Raw genomic sequence first — 22,369 nt, forward strand, 5'->3', positions numbered from 1 at the left:
GTGAGCACCGCCACACTCGATGCCAGGACGGGCGCGGACGGCGCGCCCGTCACGGAGGGCCGCAGGATCGCCCGCGCGCTGCTGCGCGACCGGGGCGCCGTCCTCAGCACGGCCTTCCTCGCCCTGGTCGTCCTCATGGCGCTCGGCGCGCCGCTGATCAGCGCGATCACCGGGCACGGCCCGAACGACTTCGACCCGGCCGCGATCGACACCGACCTCGGCGGCCTGCCGCGCGGCGCGTGGGGCGGGGTCTCCGCCGACCACCTGCTCGGCGTGGAGCCGCAGAACGGCCGCGACATCCTGGCCCGCGTCGCCTACGGGGCGCGGGTGTCGTTCCTGATCGCGATCTCGGCGACCGTGCTGACGACGCTGCTCGGCGTGGTGTTCGGCATGCTGGCCGGGTTCTACCAGGGCTGGGTGGACCAGGTGATCTCCCGGGTCATGGACTTCCTCATGGCCTTCCCGTCGCTGATCTTCATGATCGCGATCCTGTCGTCGCTGCCGGCGGGCAACCGGTCGGTGCTGCTCGTGGTGGTGATCACCGTGTTCGGCTGGCCGTACCTGGCGCGGGTGGTGCGCGGGCAGACGCTCACGCTGGTCAACCGGGAGTTCGTGGAGGCCGCGCGGGCCTCCGGGGCGTCCACGGCGAAGATCGTGTTCAGGGAGATCCTGCCCAACCTGCGCAACTCGCTCATCGTCCTGACGACGCTCGCCGTGCCCGGCTACATCGGCACCGAGGCGGGGCTGTCCTTCCTCGGCGTGGGCGTCACCCCGCCCACGCCGTCCTGGGGGCAGATGATCTCCAGCGCGGTCGGCTGGTACGCCACCGATCCCATGTACTTCGCGGTGCCCGGCCTGTTCCTGTTCCTCACCGTGTTGTCGCTGACCGTGCTGGGCGACCGGGTCAGGGCCGCCGCCGACGCGGGGGAGGCGTCCTGATGGCCCGTTACGTCGCCGCGCGGCTCGCCGGGCTGGCCGGGCTGCTCTTCCTGGTCTGCCTGTTCACGTACCTGATCTTCTTCAAGCTGTCGCCCGACCCGGCGCTGATGATCTGCGGCAAGACCTGCACGCCCGACCGCATCGCGCAGATCCGCACCTCGCTCGGGCTCGACCAGCCGTTCGTCACGCAGTTCCTCGACTACCTCGGCGGCCTGTTCGCCGGGCGGGACTACGGCAGCGGCGCGAACCTGGTGCACTGCCCGGCCCCCTGCCTCGGCTACTCCTTCCAGACCAACCAGTCGGTGACCCAGATGATCCTGGACCGGCTGCCGGTCAGCGCCACCGTCGCGGTCGGCGCGGCCGTGCTGTGGCTGCTCGTCGGCATCGCCGCCGGGCTGCTCAGCGCGGTCAAGGAGGGCTCGTGGTGGGACCGGGCCGCGATGGGCCTCGCGCTCGGCGGCTCCAGCGTCCCCAACTACGTGCTCGCGCTCACCCTGCAGTACGTGCTCGTGGTCCGGCTCCAGGTGCTGCCGTTCCCGTCGGCGGTGCCGTTCTCCGACGACCCGCTGCTGTGGTTCCAGTCGTACCTGATGCCGTGGCTGGTGCTGGCCACCGGCTACGCCTGCCTGTACGCCCGCCTCACCCGGGCCAACGTCATCGACACCCTCGCGCAGAACTTCATGCGCACCGCCCGCGCCAAGGGCCTCGCCCCCGCGCTGATCCTGCGCCGGCACGCGCTGCGGCCCGCGCTCACCCCCATCATGACGATCTTCGGCATGGACTTCGCGGCGCTGCTCGGCGGCGCGCTGATCACCGAGACCGTCTTCGGGCTCAACGGCGTCGGCAAGATGGCCGCCGACTCGATCGCCAAGAACGACCAGCCAGTGATCATGGCGGTCACGCTGCTCGCCGCGTTCTTCGTGATGGCCGGCAACGTCGTGGTCGACCTGCTCTACACCGGCCTCGACCCGAGAGTGAGGGTGTCATGAGCGACCTGCTCGTCGTGGAGGACCTCACGGTCACCTTCCCCACCTCGCGCGGCCCCGTGGACGTGGTCAAGAACGTCTCGTTCACCGTCGGCCGCAACGAGACCGTCGGCATCGTCGGCGAGTCCGGCTCCGGCAAGTCCATGACCAGCCTCGCCGTCATGGGCCTGCTGCCGCGCGGGGCCGCCACCCGGGGCAGCGTCCGGCTGGACGGCGCCGAGCTGCTCGGCCGTCCCGACCGGGAGCTGCGCCGCGTCCGGGGCGAGCAGGCCGCGATGATCTTCCAGGACCCGCTGTCCTGCCTCAACCCCTACTACACCGTCGGGCTGCAGATCGAGGAGATGTACCGGGCCCACCGCAGGTGCTCGGCCCGCGAGGCCCGCCGGGTCGCCGTGGACGCCCTGGCGCAGGTCGGCATCCCCGACCCCGAGCGCCGGGCGGGTCACTACCCGCACCAGTTCTCCGGCGGCCAGCGCCAGCGCGTCATGATCGCGATGGCGCTGGTGTGCTCGCCCGCGCTGCTCATCGCCGACGAGCCGACCACCGCCCTCGACGTCACCGTCCAGGCGCAGATCCTGCGCCTGCTGGCCCGGCTGCAGGGGGAGAGCGGCACCGGCATGGTCTTCGTCACCCACGACCTGGCGGTGATCAGCTCGATCGCCACCCGCGTGCTCGTCATGCGGCGCGGCGAGCAGGTCGAGTACGGCACCGCGGAGCAGATCTTCGCCGCGCCCCGCCACGACTACACGCGGATGCTGCTGGAGAGCATCCCCCGCATCGACGACGAGGTGATGTCGTGAGCGACGACGCGCTGCTGCGCGCCCGCGGCCTGACCAAGCGCTTCACCACGCGCCGCCCGTTCGGCCGCGCGAGCGAGTTCACCGCCGTGGACGACGTCTCCTTCGACGTGCGGCCCGGCGAGACCCTGGCGATCGTCGGCGAGTCCGGCAGCGGCAAGTCCACCACCGCCCGCATGGTGGCCAAGCTGCTGGAGCCGACCGCCGGCACGCTGGAGTTCGACGGCGAGGACGTCACCCGCGCCACCGGCGCGGCCCTCGCCCGCTACCGGGCGAACGTCCAGGTCGTCTTCCAGGACCCGTTCTCCTCGCTCAACCCCCGCCACACGGTCGAGCGCATCCTCATGGCGCCGCTCGACTACCAGGGCATCGCGCCGAAGGGGGGCCGCCGCGCCCGCACCGCCGAGCTGATGGAACGGGTCGGGCTCGACCCCGCCCACGCCCAGCGCTACCCGGCCCAGTTCTCCGGCGGCCAGGCGCAGCGCATCGGCATCGCCCGCGCGCTCGCCGTGGACCCCCGGCTGGTCATCTGCGACGAGGCCGTCTCCGCGCTGGACGTCTCCGTCCAGGCCCAGGTCATCGAGCTGCTGCGGCGGCTGCAGCGGGAGAGCGGGTTCAGCTACGTCTTCATCGCCCACGACCTGGCCGTGGTCCGGCAGCTCGCCCAGCGGGTGGCCGTCATGAACCAGGGCAGGATCGTCGAGCAGGGACCGTGCGCCGAGGTCTTCGCGGCGCCCCGGGACGACTACACCCGGGCCCTGCTGGCCGCGATCCCGCGCATCGACCCAGAATGGGACCGCAGGAGGAGGGCCGCCCGGTGAACACCTACATCATGCCCGGCGCGCTGGTGCGCGAGCACGTCACCGCCGTCCCGCTCGACTGGTCCGACCCGTCGCGGGGCGAGATCGAGGTCTTCTTCCGCGAGCTGGCCGACCCCGCGCGGGCCCGCGAGGACCTGCCGTGCCTGGTCTACCTCCAGGGCGGCCCCGGCGGGAAGGGCCCGCGCCCGCTCACCGCCGAGGGCTGGCTCGGCGAGGCGCTGAAGACCCACCGGGTGATCCTCATGGACCAGCGCGGCACCGGTCGCAGCACCCGCATCGACGGCCGCCGGATGAGCGCCTTCGCCACCGCCGAGGAGGGGGCCCGCTTCCTGGCCTGCTTCCGGGCCGACTCGATCGTGGCCGACCACGAGCACGTGCGCCGCACGTTCTTCGGGGGGCGGCGGTGGAGCACGCTCGGCCAGTCCTACGGCGGCTTCCTCACGCTGACGTACCTGTCGGCCGCGCCCGAGGGGCTGAGCGCCTGCCACGTCACCGGCGGGCTGCCCGGCCTGGAGCCGTCGGCGGCCGAGGTCTACCGGCGCACGTACCCGCGGGTCGAGGCCAAGAACCGGGAGTTCTACCGCCGCTACCCCCAGCACGTCACGACCGCCGCCGCGCTCGCCGACCGGCTCGCCGAGGGCGACGTGCGGCTGCCCGACGGCGACGTGCTGACCGTGCGGCGGCTCCAGACGCTCGGCATCGACTTCGGCATGAAACCCGGCTACGAGCGCATGCACTACCTGCTCGACGAGGCGTTCGACGGCGGCGAGCCGTCGGCGTCGTTCCTGCACCAGGTGCTGGCCCGCACCTCCTACAGCGACAACCCGCTGTTCGCCGCCATGCAGGAGAGCATCTACGGGCACGGCCCCGGCGCGACCGCGTGGGCCGCGCAGGCCGAGCGCGCCCGGCACCCGCGGTTCGCGGAGGAGGCCAGGCCGCTGCTGTTCACCGGCGAGATGATCTACCCCTGGATGTTCGAGGAGATCGCCGGGCTGCGCCCCTTCCGCCCGGCGGTCGAGCTGATGGCCGCCCGCGCCGAGTGGCCGCCGCTCTACGACCTCGACCGGCTGGCCGCCAACGAGGTGCCGCTCGCCGCCGCCGTCTACTACGACGACATGTACGTGGACGCGCACCTGCAGCTCGACACCGCCGCCCGGGTCGGCAACGCCCGCGCCTGGGTCACCAACGAGTACGAGCACGACGGCGTCGGCGACCCCAGGGTGCTCGGCCGCCTGAAGGAGCTGGTCCGCGACATGGGAGGAGAGATCGCCGATGCGTGAGGGCAGGCCCCCGAGGCTTTCCGGGATCCCGGCGTTCACCGCGTACATGAACACCGGCTGGGACGTCCCCGACCGCACCCCGCCCGTCGTCCCCGGCGCCGCCGAGGCCGCCGCCGCCCACCGGGCCAGGCTCGCCGCGGCGCTGCCCGGCAGGACCGTCGTCCTCGCCGCCGGCCGCGCCCCCACCCGCAGCAACGACACGACCTACGGCTTCCGCGCCGACAGCGACTTCGTCTGGGCCACCGGCTGCGCGATCGAGGACGCCGTCGTCGTGCTGCGCGACGGCGAGGCCACCCTCTACCTGCCGCCGCCCGCCTACCCCGGCGACCCGCGCTTCTGGAGCGACGCCCGGCACGGCGAGCTGTGGGTCGGCGCCGCCCCCGGCCTGGAGGAGTGGGCGCGGGCGCTCGGCGTCCCGGTCCGGCCGATCGAGGACCTGGAGCAGGAGCCGGGCGACGACCCCGAGGCCCGCCGCGTGCTGGCCGAGCTGCGCATGTTCAAGGACGACTGGGAGCAGGACCAGCTCCGCCAGGCCGTGGACCGCACCGTCGAGGGCTTCGCCGCCGTCGTCCGCGAGATCCCCGCCGCTGTCGCCGGCCCCGGCGAGCGGTGGCTCCAGGGCACCTTCGACCGCCACGCCCGCGCGTACGGCAACGGCCCCGGCTACGCCTCCATCGTCGGCAGCGGCCCGCACGCCGCCACCCTGCACTGGGAGCGCTGCGACGGCCCCGTCCTGCCGGACGAGCTGCTGCTGCTCGACCTCGGCGTCGAGGTCGCGAGCCACTACACCGCCGACGTCACCCGCACCTTCCCCGCCTCCGGCCGCTTCAGCGCCGCCCAGCGGCAGGTCCACGACCTGGTCGAACGCGCCCACCGGGCCGGGCTCGCCGCCGTCGGGCCGGGCCGCCCCTTCACCGCCTTCCACCACGCCGCGATGGAGGTCATCGCGCACGGCCTGGCCGGGTGGGGGCTGCTGCCCGTCTCCGTGGACGAGGCGCTGTCCGACGCCGGGCAGCACCACCGCCGCTACCTGGTGTGCGGCATCGGCCACCACCTCGGCCTGGACGTGCACGACTGCGCCCGCGCCCGCGAGGAGACCTACCACGGGGCCGTGCTGGCGCCCGGCATGGTCCTCACCGTCGAGCCCGGCCTCTACTTCCACGCCCACGACCTGACCGTGCCGCCCGAGCTGCGCGGCATCGGCGTCCGCATCGAGGACGACCTGCTGGTCACGCCCGGCGGCGCGCGGGTGCTGTCCGACGCGCTGCCCCTGGACGCCGCCGGGCTGGAGAAATGGATGGCGACCGTGTGACAGCCGCGCCCCCGCACCCGACCGAGACCTTGCACCGAGGAGAGACCCCAGCATGACCACCGCCGCCACGCCCTGGCGCGGCATCCACGTCGCCACCGCCCTGCCCTTCCACGACGACCTGTCGGTCGATCACGACGCCTACGCCGAGCACGTGCGCTTCCTCGCCGCGGGCGGCTGCGACGGCGTCACGCCCAACGGCTCGCTCGGCGAGTACCAGACGCTCACGCCGCAGGAGCGGGCCCGCGTCGTCGAGACCGCCGTCCGCGCCGCGCCCGCCGGGTTCGGCGTCATGCCGGGCGTGGCCGCCTACGGGGCGATCGAGGCGCGCGGCTGGGCCGAGCAGGCCGCCGCGGCCGGCGCCACGTGCGTGCTGCTGCTGCCGCCCAACGCCTACCGGGCCGGCCGGGAGGCCGTCGTGGCCCACTACCGCGAGGTCGCCAAGGCCGGGCTGCCCGTCGTCGCCTACAACAACCCGATCGACACCAAGGTGGACCTGACGCCCGGCCTGCTGGCCGAGCTGTACCACGAGGGGCTGATCGTGGCGGTCAAGGAGTTCAGCGGGGACGTGCGGCGGGCGTACGAGATCGCCGAGCAGGCCCCCGGCCTCGACCTGCTCATCGGCGCCGACGACGTGCTGCTCGAACTCGGCCTCGCCGGCGCGGTCGGCTGGATCGCCGGCTACCCGAACGCGATCCCCGAGTCCACCGTCCGGCTCTACCGGCTGGCCACCTCGGGCGACCCGGCCGGCCTCGCCGAGGCGCTGCGCGTCTACCGTGACCTGCACCCGCTGCTGCGCTGGGACTCCAGGACCGAGTTCGTGCAGGCGATCAAGCTGTCCATGGACGTGGCCGGGCGCAAGGGCGGCGCCTGCCGGCCGCCGCGGCTGCCGCTCGCGCCGGAGGTCGCCGCCCGCATCGCCGCCGACACCGAGGCCGTCCTCGCCAAGGGCTACAAGTGAGCATCGAGCACAGGCACGGGCACGGGCACAGGCACGGGCACGGGCGCGGGCGCGGGTGGGGCTGGCGATAATGGACGCCGTGAATGCCCAGTTCCGTCGTGACCCGTCCGGTGCGCGCCTGCGGGGGCTGCCGCGGTGAGCCTGCCGTCCGTCCCCGAGCTGCCCGGCATCGGCCGGCGGGAGAACCTGCGCGACCGCATCAGGGACGCCGTGCGCGCCGCGATCATCTCCGGCGAGCTGCGGCCCGGCGTGGTCTACAGCGCGCCCGCGCTCGGCGCGCAGTTCGGCGTCTCGCCGACCCCCGTCCGTGAGGCCATGCTGGACCTGGTCAAGGAGGGCCTGGTCGTCCCGCACCCGAACAAGGGCTTCCGGGTCACCGAGGTCTCCGACGAGGACCTCGACCACCTCGCCGCCGTGCGGCTGCTCATCGAGCCGCCCGCGGTGCGCGAGACCGTCGCGGTGATCCCCGACGACGACTTCCCGGCGCTGCGCCGGCTCGCCCAGGACATCGTGGACGCCGCCGAGCGCGGCGACCTCGTCGGCTACGTCGAGGCCGACCACGTCTTCCACCTGACCCTGCTCGGCTACACCGGCAACCCGTTCCTGGTGGAGGTGGTCTCCGGCCTGCGCTCCAGGACGCGGCTGCTCGGCCTCACCCCGCTGCTGCACAGCGGCCGGCTGGTGCGCTCGGCGGCCGAGCACCACGAGCTGCTCGACTTCGTCGAGGCCCGCGACCCGGTCGGCGCCGAGCTGATGACGCACCGGCACATCGGCCACGTCCGCGGGCTGTGGGCGGGCGGCGGCCGGGGCCCGCGATGAGGGCGGGCACGACGGCCGACCTCGTCGTGATCGGCGCGGGCGTGGTCGGCGCCGCCGCCGCCTACTTCGCGTCGCTGGCCGGGCTGCGGGTGGTCGTCGCCGAGCGCGGCGCGATCGCCGGCGGCACCTCCAGCGCCGGAGAGGGCAACCTGCTCGTCTCCGACAAGGAGGCCGGGCCCGAGCTCGACCTCGCCCTGTACTCGCAGCGGGTGTGGCGCGAGGACCTCGCCGAGCACGCCGGCCTCTGGGAGTTCGACTCCAAGGGCGGCCTCGTCGTCGCCGCCTCGGAGCCGGGCCTCGCGGCGCTGCGCGAGCTCGCCACGCAGCAGCGGCGCGACGGCGTCGAGGTGCTGGACGTCGCCCCCGGCGAGCTGCCCGGCCACGAGCCGCACCTGTCGCGCGGGCTGCGCGGCGGCGCCTTCTACCCGCAGGACGCCCAGGTCCAGCCGGTGCTGGTGGTCGCCCACCTGCTGCGCCTGGCCAGGGGGCTCGGCGCGCGGGTGCGCACCGGCGCCGCGGTGACCGGGTTCCTGCGCGACGGCGAGCGGGTGACGGGCGTGCGCACGACCGCCGGCGACATCGCCGCCGGGGCCGTGCTCAACGCCGCCGGCACGTGGGCCGGGCAGGTGGCCGCGCTGGCCGGGGTGCGCGTCCCGGTGCTGCCGCGGCGCGGGTTCGTGCTGGTGACGCAGCCCATGCCGGCCCGGACGATCCGGCACAAGGTGTACGCCGCCGAGTACGTCGGCGACGTGGCCAGCTCCGACGCGGCCCTGCAGACCTCGCCCGTGGTCGAGGGCACCGACAGCGGCACGATCCTGATCGGCGCCTCGCGCGAGCGGGTCGGCTTCGACCGCACGCCGTCCACGGCGGCGATCGCCGCGCTGGCGGCCAAGGCGATCGCGCTGTTCCCCCTGTTGCGCGACGTCCGCGCGATGCGCACGTACCTGGGGTTCCGGCCGTACTGCCCGGACCACCTGCCGGTCATCGGGCCGGACCCGCGCGCGCCGGGCCTGTGGCACGCCTGCGGGCACGAGGGGGCGGGCATCGGGCTGTCCGCGGGCACCGGCAAGCTGATCGCGCAGGCCCTCACCGGCGGGCGGCCCGACCTCGGGCTCAAGCCGTTCGCGCCCGACCGTTTTCCCGGCCAGGACACCGAGGAGGTGCCCCAGTGACCCACCGCGAGCCCCGCCCCGACACCTATCGCATGGTTTTCCGTGGCGCGGTCGTGCCCGCTGAGCCCGGCCAGAGCGTCGGCGCCGCGCTGACCGCGGCGGGGATCCGCGACTGGCGCGTGACCCGCAAGGGTGGGCGGCCGCGCGGGCTGTTCTGCGGCATCGGGATCTGCTTCGACTGCCTCATCACCGTGGACGGGGTCCCGGACCGCCGGGCCTGCCTCGTCCCGGCCGCCGACGGGCTCCGCCTCGGCGACGACGAGCCCGGGGAACAGGCCGGGGAACAGGCCGGGGAACAGGCCGGGGAACAGGCCGGGGAACAGGCCGGGGAACAGGCCGGGGAACAGGAGGGTGGGCATGTCCCGTCCGTATGACGTCGCCGTGGTCGGCGCGGGGCCGGCCGGGCTGTCGGCCGCCGTGCAGGCCGCCGCGTCCGGGCTGCGCGTCGCCCTGATCGACGCCGCGGCCCAGCCCGGCGGCCAGTACTGGCGCCACTATGACGAGCGCCGCGCCCGCTCCTCAGCCGGTGGCGCCGCGGCCGGTCGGAGGGCGCGGGCGGACGGTGCGGGGCATCACGGGTGGGGCGTCTTCACCGCCCTGCGCGGGCGCCTGCGCTCCCTGCGCGCCGCCGGCCTGGTCGACTACCTCCCCGGCCTCCAGGTCTACCTGGCCACCGGCCCCGGCCCGGCCACCGGCCCCAGCGCCCGTGCCCGTTCCGGTGCCGGCCCTGGCACGGGGGTGTTCACCCTGCGGACCACGCCCTCGGCGGGGACGCCGGGCGCGGGCGGGCCCGCGGTCACGGCCGCCGCGCTGATCCTGTGCCCCGGCGGCTACGACCGGCAGTTGCCCGTCCCCGGCTGGGACCTGCCGGGCGTGCTGACCGCCGGCGGCGCGCAGGCCCTGCTCAAGGGGCACCGCACCGCGGCGGGCCGGCGGGCCGTCGTCGGCGGCACCGGCCCGTTCCTGCTGCCGGTCGCCACCGGCCTGGCCCGCGCGGGCACCGACGTGGCCGCCGTCGTCGAGGCCAACGCCACGCTCGGCTGGCTCCGCGACCCGGCGGGCGCCCTCTCGGCCCCGGCCAAGGGCGTCGAGGCGCTGCAGTACGCGGCCCTGCTGGCCCGGCACCGCATCCCGTACCGGACCAGGACCGTGATCAGCGAGATCGTCGGCGAGGACCGGGTCGAGGCGGTCCGGATCACCCGCGTGGACCGCGACGGCCGCCCGCACGGCCCGGCCGAGGAGATCCGCGCCGACCTGGTCGCCCTCGGCTGGGGCTTCACCCCGTCGATCGAGCTGCCGCTCATGCTCGGCGCGGCCACCCGCGAGGACGTGGACGGCTCCCTGGTGGTGTCCGTGGACGCCGCGCAGCGCAGCAGCGTCCCGGGCGTGTGGGTGGCGGGGGAGGCGACCGGCGTGGGCGGCGCGGCCCTGGCCGTGCAGGAGGGGCGGCTGAGCGCGCTCGGCGTGGCCCGCGCGCTGGGCCGCCCGGCCGACCCGGCGCACGTCGTCCGGCTGCGGGCGGCGATCGTGCGGGGACGGCGCTTCGCCGCCGCGATGCACCGCACGTACCCCGTGCCGCGCGCCTGGACCGGCTGGCTGCGCGACTCCACCCTGGTCTGCCGCTGCGAGGAGGTCTCCTACGGCGAGCTGCGCGCCGCGCACGACGAGCTCGGCGCCGCGGACCCCCGCACGCTGAAGATGCTGGCCAGGCCCGGCATGGGCTGGTGCCAGGGCCGGGTGTGCGGCTTCGCGACCGCCGGGATCGCGGCCTGCCTGGCCGGCCGCGACGCCACCGCGGACGACCTGCGGCCGATGGCCACCCGCCCGCTCGCCGCGCCGGTGACGCTGGGCGAGCTGGCCGCCCTCGCCGACGAGGAGGAGTAGGGGACCGGGGCTTCCCGCGGGACGCGGGCGGCCGTCCGCCGTCCGGACCGTGGAGCGCGCGCCGGAGGTCAGGGCTTGCGGGCCACCCCGCCCGCCACGCACACCCCGCCCAGGTCCAGCGGGTGGCGCACCGGCCGGTCCGGCCGCCACTCGGGGACGTGCACCACGCCCGGCTCGACCAGCTCGAGCCCGTCGAAGAAGCGCTCGATCTCCGCGAGGTCCCTGGCCCGGCCGGTGCCGAGCATGGTGCGCAGCACCTTCTCCAGCGCCCGCACCTCGGGCGCGCACGAGCAGAAGTGCGTGAGCTGCAGGAAGCTGCCCGGCGCCAGGCGCTTCTTGTAGGCGTCGACCAGCTCCTCCGGGTGCTCGTCGTCGCCCAGGTGGTGGACGACCGCCACCAGCAGCAGGCCGATCGGCCGGGAGAGGTCCAGGAAGCCCTCGACCTCAGGACGGCCGAAGACCGCCTCGGGCTCGCGCAGGTCGGCGGTGATCACCCGGGTGTTGTCGTCGGTGGCCAGCAGCGCCCTGGCGTGGGCGAGCACGATGGGATCGTTGTCGACGTAGACGACCCGCGCGTCCGGGTTGATCCGCTGGGCGACGGAGTGCGTGTTGTCCATGGTCGGCAGGCCGGAGCCGACGTCGAGGAACTGGTCGATGCCCTGCTCCGTCATGAACCGCACGCCGCGGAACAACATCGCGCGGTTGTTGCGCGCGCCCGCGCCGCCGTCGGGGAAGTGCTTCATCCCCTCCAGCGCGACCGCCCGGTCGACCGCGAAGTTGTCCTTGCCGCCCAGGAACGCGTCGTAGACGCGGGCGATGCTGGGCCTGCTGGTGTCGATCTCCGGCGGCAGGTAGTCCGGATCCTGGTGCGTCCAGTGCATGCCCGGCAGCCCCTCGCCCATGGCCTCGTCCTCCGCGAGTCGTCGAGTCGTCGATCGGCAGGAAACGCGTCCGCGAGCATAACGAGCACCCCCGCGGAACGCGCAAACGCCGTGGAACTTTCACGGCCCGCGGCGGGCGCGGGCCGTCCGGTACTCCGCCACGACCAGGTCGGTCAGCTCCTTCACGGACGTCTGCGCGGTCGGCTTGTCGAAGGTGATGCTGCCGTGCTGGAGGAGGTTGACCCGGTCGCACACCTCCAGAACCTGCGCGTAGTTGTGCGCGATGATCACGATGGACACCTCGCCCCTGGCCTTGAGGTCGCGGACCAGGTCGAGGATCTGCACGCCCTCCTTCGCGCCCATCGCGGCCAGCGGCTCGTCCAGCAGCAGGATCTTCGAGCGGGAGTAGACCGAGCGGGCCACCGCGATGGCCTGGCGCTGGCCGCCCGACAGCTTGGCCACCTCCACGTCCACCGACGGGATGTTCACCCCCATGTCGTCCAGGTACGAGCGGGCCAGCGCGCGCATCCGCCGGTTGTTCAGCAGGCAGCCGAGCAGCACCGGCTCCCGGTTGAGGAACATGTTGTGGTAGACGCTCAGCTCGTTGATCAGCGCCAGGTCCTGGTAGACGGTGTCGATGCCGAGCGAGCGGGCGTGCTCGACGGACCTGAGCGTGACCTCCGCGCCGTCGAGCAGGATGCGGCCCCCGTCCGGCTGGTGGAAGCCGCAGATGATCTTCATGAGGGTGGACTTGCCGGCGCCGTTGTCGCCGATCAGGCCGAGCACCTCGCCCCGCGCCAGGCGGAGGCTGACGTCGCGGAGCGCGGTCACGGTGCCGAAGGTCTTGGAGATGTGCTCCACGCGCAGGACGTCGGGAGCGCCGGGGTCTGTCGAGGTCACCGCGTCTTGCCCGCCCTTCTCAGCCGGCTCAGGTACACGTTGGCGATCATGGCCAGCAGGATCGCGCCGCCCAGGATCACGAAGTACGGGTTGGCGGAGATGCCGATGAGGTTGAAGCCGTTCTGCAGCTCGGCCAGCACCAGGGCGCCGAGCGCGCCGCCGACGATCGTGCCGGAGCCGCCGGCCAGCGCCGTGCCGCCGATGACCGCCGCCGAGACCGCGGTGAACATCAGCCCGGTGCCCCCGCCGAGGTTGGGGTCGATCGTGTGGACCCGGAACGCCTCCAGCAGCCCCGCGAAAGCGCCCAGAGTGCCCGCGATCATGAAATTTCCTATCTTGATGCGGCCGGCCCGCACGCCCGCCTCCTGCGCCCCCAGCAGGTTCCCGCCCACGGCGATCGTGTGCAGCCCCCACCGCGTCCGCGTGAACAACACGTGGAAGAACGCCACGATCACCAGCGCCCACGCCAGGTGCGCCCAGTCGGCCGCCCCCAGCCACCGCCCGATCGCGTTGTCCACCGGCCCGGGCACCTCCGCCGGGTACGCCCCCGACGTCGTCAGCACGATCCCCGTCACCAGGTAGAAACTGCCCAGCGTGGTGACGAACGAGGGCACCTTCAGCACCACCGTGACGAACCCGTTCCCCAGCCCCACCAGCGTGCCGGTCAGCAGCGCGAGCAGGATGCCCGCGAGCGCCGGGAACCCCCAGTAGTCGATCGCGTAGTGCATCATGAACGGCGCCAGCGCCGCCACCACCCCGACCGACAGGTCGATCTCGCCGCTGACCAGCAGCAGCACGATGCCGCACGCGACGATGGCGCCCGGCGCGGCCGCCTGGCTGATGTTGACCATGTTGTCGCGGGTCAGGAACGCCTCCGACGCCGAGGCGAAGTACGCCCCGAGCGCCAGCGCCACGACCAGCACGCTCGCCTCGCGCCGCCGCAGGAACTCGTCCCTGATCCGGCGCAGCGGCCCGTTCCCGCCGCGCGCCGCCCCCTCCGGCGTCGCGGCCGGCCGCGCGGCCGGGTCCGCGTCCGCCGGCTGCTCCCGGAGGTCATCGCCGATGTCGGGCACGTCCTTCCTCCTGTCTCTCGGGGCCGCGGCCCGCGCCCACCGCGACGGCGGCCGGGCGGGCGCGGGCCGCGCCCGCCGGCTACGTCGCGTGCGCGATGGGCCCGGACCGCTCGATCAGCTTCTGGGCGGTGTCGGAGCCCTCGAACCGGGTCTTGGTCGACTGGTACGGCCCCACGTTGTCCTTCGTCACGAAGAGCAGCCCGGTGTTGGTCTCCGGCGGAGACAGCAGCCCGCCGGAGAGCTTGTACAGGTACAGGTAGACGACCGGCAGGAAGCCCTGGAGGTAGGGCTGCTGGTCGATGGTGTAGTCGAGGTCGCCGTTCTTGATGCCGGCCAGCGTCTCCGGCACCAGGTCGAAGCCGCCCGCGACCTTCAGCCCCTTCGAACGCATGCCGTACTTCTTGACCACCTGCCCGATGGCCTGCGTCGAGCCGGCGTCCACGGCGAGCATCCCGGCCAGGCCGGAGTGGCCCTGGGCGTACGCGTCGATGATCGACAGGCCCTTGGTGACGTCGGCGTTCGTGCCGACCGAGGCGAACCTGATCGGCTTGCCGGAGTCCTTGAACGCCTGCGCCGCCCCGTCGATGCGCGGCTGGATGTTCAGCGCGCCGGGCGTGGCGATGAACCCCACGACGTCGCCGGAGTCCACCTGCTGCAGGGCCCGCTGGCCGAGGGCGTACCCGGACTCGTACAGCCCCTGCCCGATGTAGGCGAGCCGGGCCGAGCCGGGGTCGCCGCGGGCCCCGTCGGCGTTGTACGACACCACCGGGATGCCCGCGTCCAGCGCCTTGCTGACCGGCTCCTTGAAGGCCGACTTGTCCACGACCGCGATCGCCAGCCCGTCGGCCTTGCCGGAGACGGCGCTGTTGGTGGCGTTGACCATCTCGGCCACGATCGAGTCCTTGGACCCGGTCCACTGGAAGGTGAGGCCGAGCAGCGCGCACGCGTCCTGGGCGCCGTACTGGGTGGGGGTGAAGAACGGGTTGGTGGTGACGTGGCAGACGAAGACGAACTTCCACTTCGGCGTGGCGGGGAAGTCGCCGGCGCCGCCGCCCGCCGCCGCGCTGCCGGCCGAGGCGGCCGGTTTGTTCCCGCCCTGCTCGCCGCTGCACGCGCTGAGCAGCGCGGACGCGGCCGCCGAAGCGCTGACCAGGCCCGCCCCGGACAGGAGGCGGCGACGCGCGAGGCGGTTCAGGTGGAGTGTGTCGAGGGCCTCCTCGACCTTCGGATGGATGTCTTTCATGGTCCTCCCTCGTCGGGATCCGCGGGTGTCACCGGGTGGAGAAGGCGTAGATCGTGGTGGTCCGGTAGACGTCCCCCGGCCGCAGGACGGTCGAGGGGAAGTTGCCGTGGTTGGGGGAGTCCGGGTAATGCTGGGACTCCAGGGTGAAGCCGGAGCGCTTGGGGTAGAGCCGGCCGCCGGTGCCGCGCAGCGTGCCGTCGAGGAAGTTGCCCGAGTAGAACTGCACGCCCGGCTGGTCGGTGACGACCTCCAGCACGCGCCCGCTGGACGGCTCGACGACCTTGGCCGCCAGGGTGAGCCCGTGGCCGCCGCGGTCGAGGACGTAGTTGTGGTCGTACCCGCCGCCGAACGTGATCTGCTGGTTCTTGCTGCCGATGCGGGCGCCGATGGCGGTGGGACGGCGGAAGTCGAGCGGCGTCCCGGCCAGGCGGGCGATCTTCCCGGTCGGGATGAGCGTCTTGCCGACCGGCGTGTAGCGGGAGGCGTTGATCTGCATCCGGTGGCCGAGGATCGTGCCGTTGCCCTCGCCGCGCAGGTTGAAGTAGGCGTGGTTGGTGAGGTTGACGATCGTCGGCCGGGTGGTGGTGGCGCGGTAGTCCATGCGGATCTCGTTGCCCGGGGTCAGCGTGTAGACGACCCGGACGCGCAGCGTGCCGGGGTAGTGCTCCTCGCCGTTGCGGCTGGTGTAGGTGAGCGCCAGGCCCGCGCTGCCGCCGCGCTCGAAGGGGCTCGCCGCCCACACCCGCTTGTCGAAGCCCTTGACGCCGCCGTGCAGGTGGTTCGGCCCGTCGTTGGTGGCGAGCCGGTACGTGCGGCCGTCCAGGGTGAAGCGGCCCTTGGCGATGCGGTTGGCGTAGCGGCCGACGATCGCGCCGAAGTAGGGGCTCTTCTTGACGTAGTCGGACAGGTTGTCGAAGCCGAGGGTGACGTTGGCGTACCGGCCGGCGGCGTCGGGCACCTCGATCGACTGGATGATGCCGCCGTAGGTGAGGATGCGCACCCGCATGCCGCGGGCGTTGCGCAGCGTGTAGACGTCCACCTTCGTGCCGTCGGACAGGGTGCCGAAGTGTTTCCTGGTGACGCTCGGCCCGCCGCCCCCGGAAGCGGCTGTGGCGCCGGCGGCCGCCGGGGGCGCCGCGACCAGGCTCGCCGCGAGGGCGAGCACGGCCACGAGCGCGACCCTCACGGCGAGGACGAGGCGGGCAGGGGTGCTGCGGGTGCTGCTGGACATGGACGAACTCCCTCCGGGTGCGCCGGTCTGCGGATTGTTAGCGCTAACCACCGAGCGCAGGGCGGAAGGACGCCGGGCTCGGGGAGCGGGGCTCGCGAAGGTCAGGAAGCGACGCGGGCGCGCGCGGCCCGGTCACCCGGCCCGCGCCGTCCCGCCGTTCCTGAGCGCCTGCCGGGGGCGCGCACCACGAGGATCCGTCGCACTCTCATGGGCGACCTCCCGTTGGCATCGTCGGGTCTGCGGATCGGGCGTCGGCGGGGACCGGACGACGCCGGCCGGGAACGGGGGAGCCCGCCGCGGCGGGCGGAACGGGCGCGGCCGCCGGGGCGGACGACGCCACGGGGCCGGGCCCCGCGTCACGCGAGACTCTCCTTCTCCTGGCCCCGATGGGGGAAACGCTAGGCGCAGGCACCTCCCGAGTCAATCGCCCCCGGGCGACCGGAACCGGCCCGCGGAACGGCGCCGAAAATGCGGAGAAATTCGCACGACGCATCGGACGCCTTGACGCGGCAGTTCCGCCGGACTCATAGTGAAGCCCGTCAACCCAGCGGTCAGCATCCTCACGGAGGTTGAAAAGGCAAATAAATGTTAGCGCTAACATAATAACTTCTCATTCCTTCCTGCCGCGAAGGCACAGGTGGGCCGCGAGATGAGCGGTCCGTCTTAATCAGCCGTGCCCGCCTTTCCGGCATCCCCCAGAAAGGAAAAGCGCCATGCTCCCCCGATCCGTCCCACGGCCATTCAGAAAAGCGGCGCTCGCCGCGGGCGCGGCCGTCGCGCTCGCCGCCGGGCTGCTGGCCGGATTCACCGCGCCGTCGCAGGCCGCCGCCTCGCAGCCGTGCGACATCTACGCCGCGGGCGGCACCCCCTGCGTGGCCGCGCACAGCACCACCCGCGCCCTCTACGGCGCCTACAACGGCCCGCTGTACCAGGTGCGCCGCGCCTCCGACAACACCACCAGGGACATCGGGGTGCTCAGCGCGGGCGGCGTCGCCAACGCCGCCGCCCAGGACTCCTTCTGCGCCGGCACGACCTGCCTGATCACGATCATCTACGACCAGTCCGGCCGCAACAACCGCCTGACCCAGGCGCCTCCCGGCGGCTTCGCCGGGCCCGCCCCCGGCGGCTACGACAACCTCGCCGACGCCACGCTCGCCCCCGCCACGCTGGGCGGCCAGAAGGTGTACGGCGTGTTCGTCGCCCCCGGCACCGGCTACCGCAACAACGCCACCAACGGCGTCGCCAAGGGCGACCAGCCCGAGGGCATGTACGCGGTCTTCGACGGCACCCACTACAACGGCGGCTGCTGCTTCGACTACGGCAACGCCGAGACCAACAGCCGCGACAACGGCAACGGCACCATGGAGGCCATCTACTTCGGCAACATCAAGGTCTGGGGCTACGGCACCGGCAACGGCCCCTGGGTGATGGCCGACCTGGAGAACGGCCTGTTCTCCGGCGTCAACGCCGGCTACAACGCCAACGACCCGAGCGTGAGCCACCGCTTCCTGACCGCCATCATCAAGGGCGAGCCGAACCACTGGGCCATCCGGGCCGGCAACGCCCAGTCGGGCGGCCTGTCCACCTACTACAACGGCCCCCGCCCCAACGTCGCCGGCTACAACCCGATGAAGAAGGAGGGCGCCATCATCCTCGGCATCGGCGGCGACAACAGCCACGGCTCGGCGGGCACCTTCTACGAGGGCGTGATGACCACCGGCTACCCGACCGACGCCACCGAGAACGCCGTGCAGGCCAACCTCGTCGCCGCGGGCTACGCCCCGTACAGCGGCGGGCCGTCCGGCACGCTCACCCCGGGCGCGTCGATCTCGCTGCGCGCCACCACGGCCTGCTGCACCACCCGCTACATCCGGCACCAGAACGACAACGTGATCACCTCGGTGATCACCTCCGCCAGCTCCGCCCTGGACAAGAGCGACGCCACCTGGGTCGTGCGCAGCGGCCTGGCCAGCAGCTCGTGCGTGTCGTTCGAGTCGAAGAACTACCCGGGCAGCTTCCTGCGGCACCGCAACTACCAGCTCTACCGCAACGCCGACGACGGCAGCGCGCTGTTCAGGTCCGACGCCACGTTCTGCCCGCAGACCGGCAGGAACGGCCAGGGCACCTCGCTCGCCTCGTACAACTACCCGACCCGCTTCATCCGCCACTACAGCAACACCGTCTACATCGCGAGCAACGGCGGCTCGAACGCCTTCGACAGCGCCACCTCGTGGAACGACGACGTGAGCTGGGTCGTCAGCCCGCCCTGGGCCCAGTGACGGCTCGCACCGCGCCGAGCCTGGCCGGCCGGGGGACCGTCGCGGGCTGAGCCCGCGTCAGGGCGCCGGGTGGACGGCCTTGGCCGCCGTCAGCACGAACGCGGTGATCTCGTCCACGTAGCGGGGGCTGCGCGCCGCCATCTCGGCGCGCAGCTCCTCCGGCGTGGCCAGGACGTGGTTGAGTATGCCGCCGAGCAGCGTGTCCAGGATGAGCGTGGGGGAGGCGTGCTCGCCCAGCTCGCCCCGCGCGATGGCGCGCCGGATGATCGCCCGGGCCTCCAGCACGCGGCTGTGCCGCAGCCGGGCGGCCAGCTCCGCGAACAGCTCGGGATAGGCGTGCGCCTCGACGTGCAGCCGCAGCCCGGCCAGCCCGTACGGGCCCAGGTGGTGGTCCATCGTGGAGCGGGCCAGCTCGCGCAGGTCCGCCTCCAGGCTGCCGGTGTCGATGGTGATGGCGGGCAGCACCAGCGCCTGCTCCAGGGCGTCGGTGATCAGCCGTTCGCGGGTGGGCCAGCGGCGGTAGACGGCGGCCTTGCCGATGCCGGCCCGCCGCACCACCGCGTCGACGGTGAACTTGGCCCAGCCCAGCTCGGCGTAGAGCTGGACGGCCGCCCGCAGCGCCTTGCGGTCGACCTCCGCGTCGCGCGGGCGTCCGGGCCCGACGGCGGCCGCGGGTTTGGACACGAGGGACACCTCCTCGGGGAGAAACCCTAGCGAGGCCGCGGGGCGGCCGCCGCCGCGTGCGCGGACGCCGTGCCGTTGCTTGCCCCGCCTGTCGCGGAAGACTAATGTCGCCTTGTTTGGGACTATATACGTCTATAAATAAGGCCAGGCAGTGCGCTCGGGAGGGCGAGGATGATCGAGGAGGACATCGATCCCCGCACACCGGTGCTGGTCGGGGCGGGGCAGGCGGCCGAACGCATCGGCGAGCCCGGCTACCGGCGCCTGTCGCCCGTCGAGCTGGCCGCCGAGGCGGCCCGCCGGGCCGTCGCCGACGCCGCCGGGAAGGCCGGGGACGGCGGAAAAGCCGAGGACGGCGAGGACGCCGCAGAGGCCGCCGCAGAGATCGTCGCGGGGATCGTCGCGGCCGTCGACACGGTGGCCGGGGTGCGCCAGTTCGAAATCTCCGCGCCCGGCGCGCGGGCCCCGCTCGGCAGGTCGTCCAACTTCCCCCGTTCGGTCGCCGCCCGGCTCGGCGCGGCGCCCCGGCGGGCGATCCTGGAGGTCGTCGGCGGCCAGTCCCCGCAGCACCTGGTCAACGAGCTGGCCGGGACGATCGCCGCCGGCGGGGCGGACGTGGCGCTGCTGTTCGGCGCCGAGGCCATCTCCACCGTGCGGCACCTGGCGAGGGCCGAGGACCGGCCCGACTTCAGCGAGGAGGTCGAGGGCGACCTGGAGGACCGCGGCTACGGGCTGAAGGGCCTGGCCTCGCGGTACCAGGCCGCGCACGGGCTGACCGACGCGCCCAGCCAGTACGCCCTGTTCGACAACGCCCGCCGGGCTCGGCTCGGCCGCACCCGGGAGGAGTACGCGGCCGCCATGGGCGCGCTGTTCGCCCCCTTCACCAAGGTCGCCGCCGCCAACCCGTACGCCGCCGCCCCGGTCGAGCGCACCGCCGAGGAGCTGATCACGCCGACCCCGGCCAACCGGTACATCGCCGAGCCCTACACCCGCTACCTGGTCGCCCGCGAGAAGGTCAACCAGGGCGCCGCGGTGCTGCTGATGTCCGTGGCCGAGGCGCGGCGGCTCGGCGTCCCCAGGGACCGGTGGGTGTTCCTGCACGGCCACGCCGACCTGCGCGAGCGCGACCTGCTGGAGCGGGCCGACCTCAGCGCCAGCCCGGCCGCGGTGCTGGCCGCCCGGCACGCGCTGGAGCAGGCCGGCGTGCGCGCCGGCGACCTGGCCGCGATCGACCTCTACAGCTGCTTCCCGATCGCGGTCCTCAACGTCTGCGACGGGCTCGGCCTGCCCGCGGACGGCTCCCGCGAGCTGACCGTGACCGGTGGCCTGCCGTTCTTCGGCGGCGCGGGCAACAACTACTCGATGCACGCCATCGCCGAGCTGGCGCACCGGCTGCGGGCCGAGCCGGGCGCGTACGGGATGGTCGGCGCCAACGGCGGCTCGCTGAGCAAGTACTCCGTCGGCGTCTACTCCACCGCGCCCGCCCCCTGGCGGCCGGACGGCGGCGCGCGGCTCCAGGCCGAGCTCGACTCCTGGCCCGGCGTCGAGCACGTGCTGCACGCCGACGGCTGGGCGACGATCGAGACCTACACCGTCAAGCACGCCCGCGACGGCCGCCGCACCGGCATCGTCGTCGGCCGCCTGGAGGCCGGCGGGCGCCGCTTCCTGGCCACCACCGCCGACGGCGACGACGACACGCTCGGCCTGCTGAGCACCGGCGAGCCGATCGGGCGGCGGGTCTACGCCCGGTCCTTCGGCTCCGGCAACCGGGTCGCGGTGACCAGGGAGCGGATGGACGAGCTGTTCCCGCCCCGGCCGGCCGTGCTCCGCGAGGACTACGAGCACGTGCTGACGCGCCGCGACGGCCACGTGCTGGAGGTCGTCATCAACCGGCCGGAGCGCCGCAACAGCCTGCACCCGGCCGCCAACGACGAGCTCGACCAGGTCTTCGACGCCTTCTTCGCCGACCCCGAGCTGTGGGTGGCGATCCTCACCGGCGCGGGCGAGCAGGCGTTCTCCGCCGGCGACGACCTGCTCCACCAGGCCTCGGGGCAGCCGGTGTGGGTGCCGAAGAACGGCTTCGCCGGGCTGACCGCCCGCCGCGACCTGCCCAAGCCGGTCATCGCGGCGGTCAACGGCTACGCCATGGGCGGCGGGTTCGAGATCGCCCTCGCCTGCCACCTGGTCGTGGCCGACGCCACGGCCCGCTTCGCGCTGAGCGAGGCCAGGATCGGCCTGGTCGCGGCCGCGGGCGGCCTGGTGCGGCTGCCGCGCGCGCTGCCGGAGAAGCTGGCCACCGAGCTGATCCTCACCGGCCGCCGGCTCACCGCGGCGGAAGCGCTCGGCCACGGGCTGGTCAACCGGGTGACCGAGCCGGGCAAGGCGCTGGAGGGCGCCCGCGAGCTGGCCGCGGAGATCCTGGAGAGCTCGCCCACCTCGGTCCGGGCGTCCCTGCAGATCATGGCCGAGACCAGGGGAGTGCCCGACGTGGTCGACGCCGTCACCCGGCCCTCCGCCGCGCTGGATGAGCTGATGGTCAGCGACGACGCGGCCGAGGGCGTCACCGCGTTCGCGCAGAAGCGCAGGCCGCGCTGGCGCAACCGCTGACCTCTTCGGAATCTACAACGTAAAGGAGCGTGACCGTGAGCGCGACCGGCCGCCGGGCGGCGGCCTCCGCCAACACGGCCAGCTCCGCCTCCTCCAGCTCCAGCGCCCGCGCGAGCAGCCGCACCGACGTGCTGCGCGGACGCCGCAGCTCGCCCGACTCCAGCCGCCTGATCGTGCGCGAGGCCAGCCCCGACCGCTCCGCCAGCTCCTCCTGCGTCAGCAGTGACCGCTCCCGCCAGGCGCGCAGCAGCGTGCCGAGTGCCGGTTCCGCTCCCGTGGGAACCGGCTCCGCGCCGGGGATGGCCACGGGGATGGCCACGGGGGTGGCCACGGTGATGGTCGCGAGCATCCGCACAGGCTCTCTCTCCTCCCAGCCGGTCGCCGGCGCCGTGCCTTCGGTGCGCCGGCCGGACCCCACTTTTCGCCGGGGACGGGGGACGCGGCAACGGCGCCGACCTCGCGTGTCCTGATTTTTGCGAACGTCGGCCGATTTGGCGGGCGGTCCG

The 22,369-nt window shown here is 73.7% G+C and carries 20 protein-coding genes; 13 read left to right on the plus strand and 7 right to left on the minus strand.

The annotated features are described in order from the left end of the window. From MF672_RS34140 to MF672_RS34185, 11 genes are all read left to right on the plus strand, one after another. Nucleotides 1-939 (plus strand): ABC transporter permease, encoded by a 939-nt coding sequence (locus MF672_RS34140; RefSeq protein WP_242381100.1) that lies wholly within the window; start codon nt 1-3, stop codon nt 937-939. After that, nucleotides 939-1,928: an ABC transporter permease gene (locus tag MF672_RS34145; protein WP_242381099.1), complete on the plus strand. Its 990-nt coding sequence runs from the start codon at nt 939-941 to the stop codon at nt 1,926-1,928. Before MF672_RS34140 ends, MF672_RS34145 begins: the two co-directional genes overlap by 1 nt. Next, a complete protein-coding gene (locus MF672_RS51880; RefSeq protein ID WP_308210592.1) occupies nt 1,925-2,725 on the plus strand; it encodes an ABC transporter ATP-binding protein in 801 nt (266 codons plus the stop codon). Before MF672_RS34145 ends, MF672_RS51880 begins: the two co-directional genes overlap by 4 nt. Further along, nucleotides 2,722-3,543, plus strand: a complete 822-nt coding sequence (locus MF672_RS51885) for an ABC transporter ATP-binding protein (protein WP_308210593.1) — start codon at nt 2,722-2,724, stop codon at nt 3,541-3,543. Before MF672_RS51880 ends, MF672_RS51885 begins: the two co-directional genes overlap by 4 nt. Further along, nucleotides 3,540-4,823, plus strand: a complete 1,284-nt coding sequence (locus MF672_RS34155; protein ID WP_242381098.1) for an alpha/beta fold hydrolase — start codon at nt 3,540-3,542, stop codon at nt 4,821-4,823. Before MF672_RS51885 ends, MF672_RS34155 begins: the two co-directional genes overlap by 4 nt. Beyond that, the gene (locus MF672_RS34160; protein ID WP_242381097.1) at nt 4,816-6,135 is read left to right on the plus strand and encodes an aminopeptidase P family protein; all 1,320 of its coding nucleotides are present in this window, start codon (nt 4,816-4,818) and stop codon (nt 6,133-6,135) included. The genes MF672_RS34155 and MF672_RS34160 overlap by 8 nt, the downstream gene beginning before the upstream one ends. 52 nt (nt 6,136-6,187) lie before the next feature. Continuing rightward, entirely contained in the window at nt 6,188-7,093 is a 906-nt protein-coding gene (locus MF672_RS34165) for a dihydrodipicolinate synthase family protein (RefSeq protein WP_242381096.1), read from the plus strand. 135 nt (nt 7,094-7,228) lie between these two features. Beyond that, nucleotides 7,229-7,912, plus strand: coding sequence for a GntR family transcriptional regulator (locus MF672_RS34170; protein ID WP_242381095.1), 684 nt, complete (start codon nt 7,229-7,231; stop codon nt 7,910-7,912). Continuing rightward, nucleotides 7,909-9,084 carry an NAD(P)/FAD-dependent oxidoreductase gene (locus MF672_RS34175; protein WP_242381094.1) on the plus strand — a complete coding sequence of 392 codons (1,176 nt, stop codon included), beginning with the start codon at nt 7,909-7,911 and terminating at the stop codon, nt 9,082-9,084. Before MF672_RS34170 ends, MF672_RS34175 begins: the two co-directional genes overlap by 4 nt. Then, nucleotides 9,081-9,458: a (2Fe-2S)-binding protein gene (locus MF672_RS34180; RefSeq protein WP_242381093.1), complete on the plus strand. Its 378-nt coding sequence runs from the start codon at nt 9,081-9,083 to the stop codon at nt 9,456-9,458. The genes MF672_RS34175 and MF672_RS34180 overlap by 4 nt, the downstream gene beginning before the upstream one ends. After that, the gene (locus MF672_RS34185) at nt 9,442-10,968 is read left to right on the plus strand and encodes an NAD(P)/FAD-dependent oxidoreductase (protein WP_242381092.1); all 1,527 of its coding nucleotides are present in this window, start codon (nt 9,442-9,444) and stop codon (nt 10,966-10,968) included. The genes MF672_RS34180 and MF672_RS34185 overlap by 17 nt, the downstream gene beginning before the upstream one ends. Before the next feature lie 68 nt (nt 10,969-11,036). Here the strand turns inward: MF672_RS34185 and MF672_RS34190 are convergent, their stop codons facing one another. The 5 genes from MF672_RS34190 to MF672_RS34210 form a co-directional block, all read right to left on the minus strand. Beyond that, complete coding sequence (locus tag MF672_RS34190) at nt 11,037-11,870, minus strand: SAM-dependent methyltransferase (protein WP_242381091.1); 834 nt, start codon at nt 11,868-11,870, stop codon at nt 11,037-11,039. A gap of 99 nt (nt 11,871-11,969) precedes the next feature. Beyond that, a complete protein-coding gene (locus MF672_RS34195) occupies nt 11,970-12,749 on the minus strand; it encodes an ATP-binding cassette domain-containing protein (RefSeq protein ID WP_242381090.1) in 780 nt (259 codons plus the stop codon). Next, entirely contained in the window at nt 12,746-13,822 is a 1,077-nt protein-coding gene (locus tag MF672_RS34200) for an ABC transporter permease (RefSeq protein WP_242381089.1), read from the minus strand. Before MF672_RS34200 ends, MF672_RS34195 begins: the two co-directional genes overlap by 4 nt. 79 nt (nt 13,823-13,901) lie before the next feature. Continuing rightward, nucleotides 13,902-15,065 (minus strand): sugar ABC transporter substrate-binding protein, encoded by a 1,164-nt coding sequence (locus MF672_RS34205; protein WP_242381088.1) that lies wholly within the window; start codon nt 15,063-15,065, stop codon nt 13,902-13,904. 28 nt (nt 15,066-15,093) lie between these two features. Beyond that, nucleotides 15,094-16,296: an aldose epimerase family protein gene (locus MF672_RS34210; RefSeq protein ID WP_242381087.1), complete on the minus strand. Its 1,203-nt coding sequence runs from the start codon at nt 16,294-16,296 to the stop codon at nt 15,094-15,096. A gap of 713 nt (nt 16,297-17,009) precedes the next feature. Here MF672_RS34210 and MF672_RS34215 point away from each other — a divergent pair. Continuing rightward, nucleotides 17,010-18,575, plus strand: coding sequence for an alpha-L-arabinofuranosidase B (locus MF672_RS34215; RefSeq protein WP_242381086.1), 1,566 nt, complete (start codon nt 17,010-17,012; stop codon nt 18,573-18,575). Nucleotides 18,576-18,632: 57 nt separating this feature from the next. Here the strand turns inward: MF672_RS34215 and MF672_RS34220 are convergent, their stop codons facing one another. Continuing rightward, entirely contained in the window at nt 18,633-19,259 is a 627-nt protein-coding gene (locus tag MF672_RS34220) for a TetR/AcrR family transcriptional regulator (RefSeq protein WP_242381085.1), read from the minus strand. 171 nt (nt 19,260-19,430) lie between these two features. Here MF672_RS34220 and MF672_RS34225 point away from each other — a divergent pair, with 171 nt between their 5' ends. Further along, complete coding sequence (locus MF672_RS34225; protein ID WP_242381084.1) at nt 19,431-21,863, plus strand: acetyl-CoA acetyltransferase; 2,433 nt, start codon at nt 19,431-19,433, stop codon at nt 21,861-21,863. Here MF672_RS34225 and MF672_RS34230 read toward each other — a convergent pair. Next, complete coding sequence (locus MF672_RS34230; RefSeq protein ID WP_242381083.1) at nt 21,817-22,212, minus strand: helix-turn-helix domain-containing protein; 396 nt, start codon at nt 22,210-22,212, stop codon at nt 21,817-21,819. The two genes, MF672_RS34225 and MF672_RS34230, sit on opposite strands and share 47 nt — an antisense overlap. Nucleotides 22,213-22,369: the final 157 nt, after the last annotated feature.

Origin of the sequence: Actinomadura luzonensis (genome assembly GCF_022664455.2) — a bacterium.
Lineage (GTDB): Bacteria > Actinomycetota > Actinomycetes > Streptosporangiales > Streptosporangiaceae > Nonomuraea > Nonomuraea luzonensis.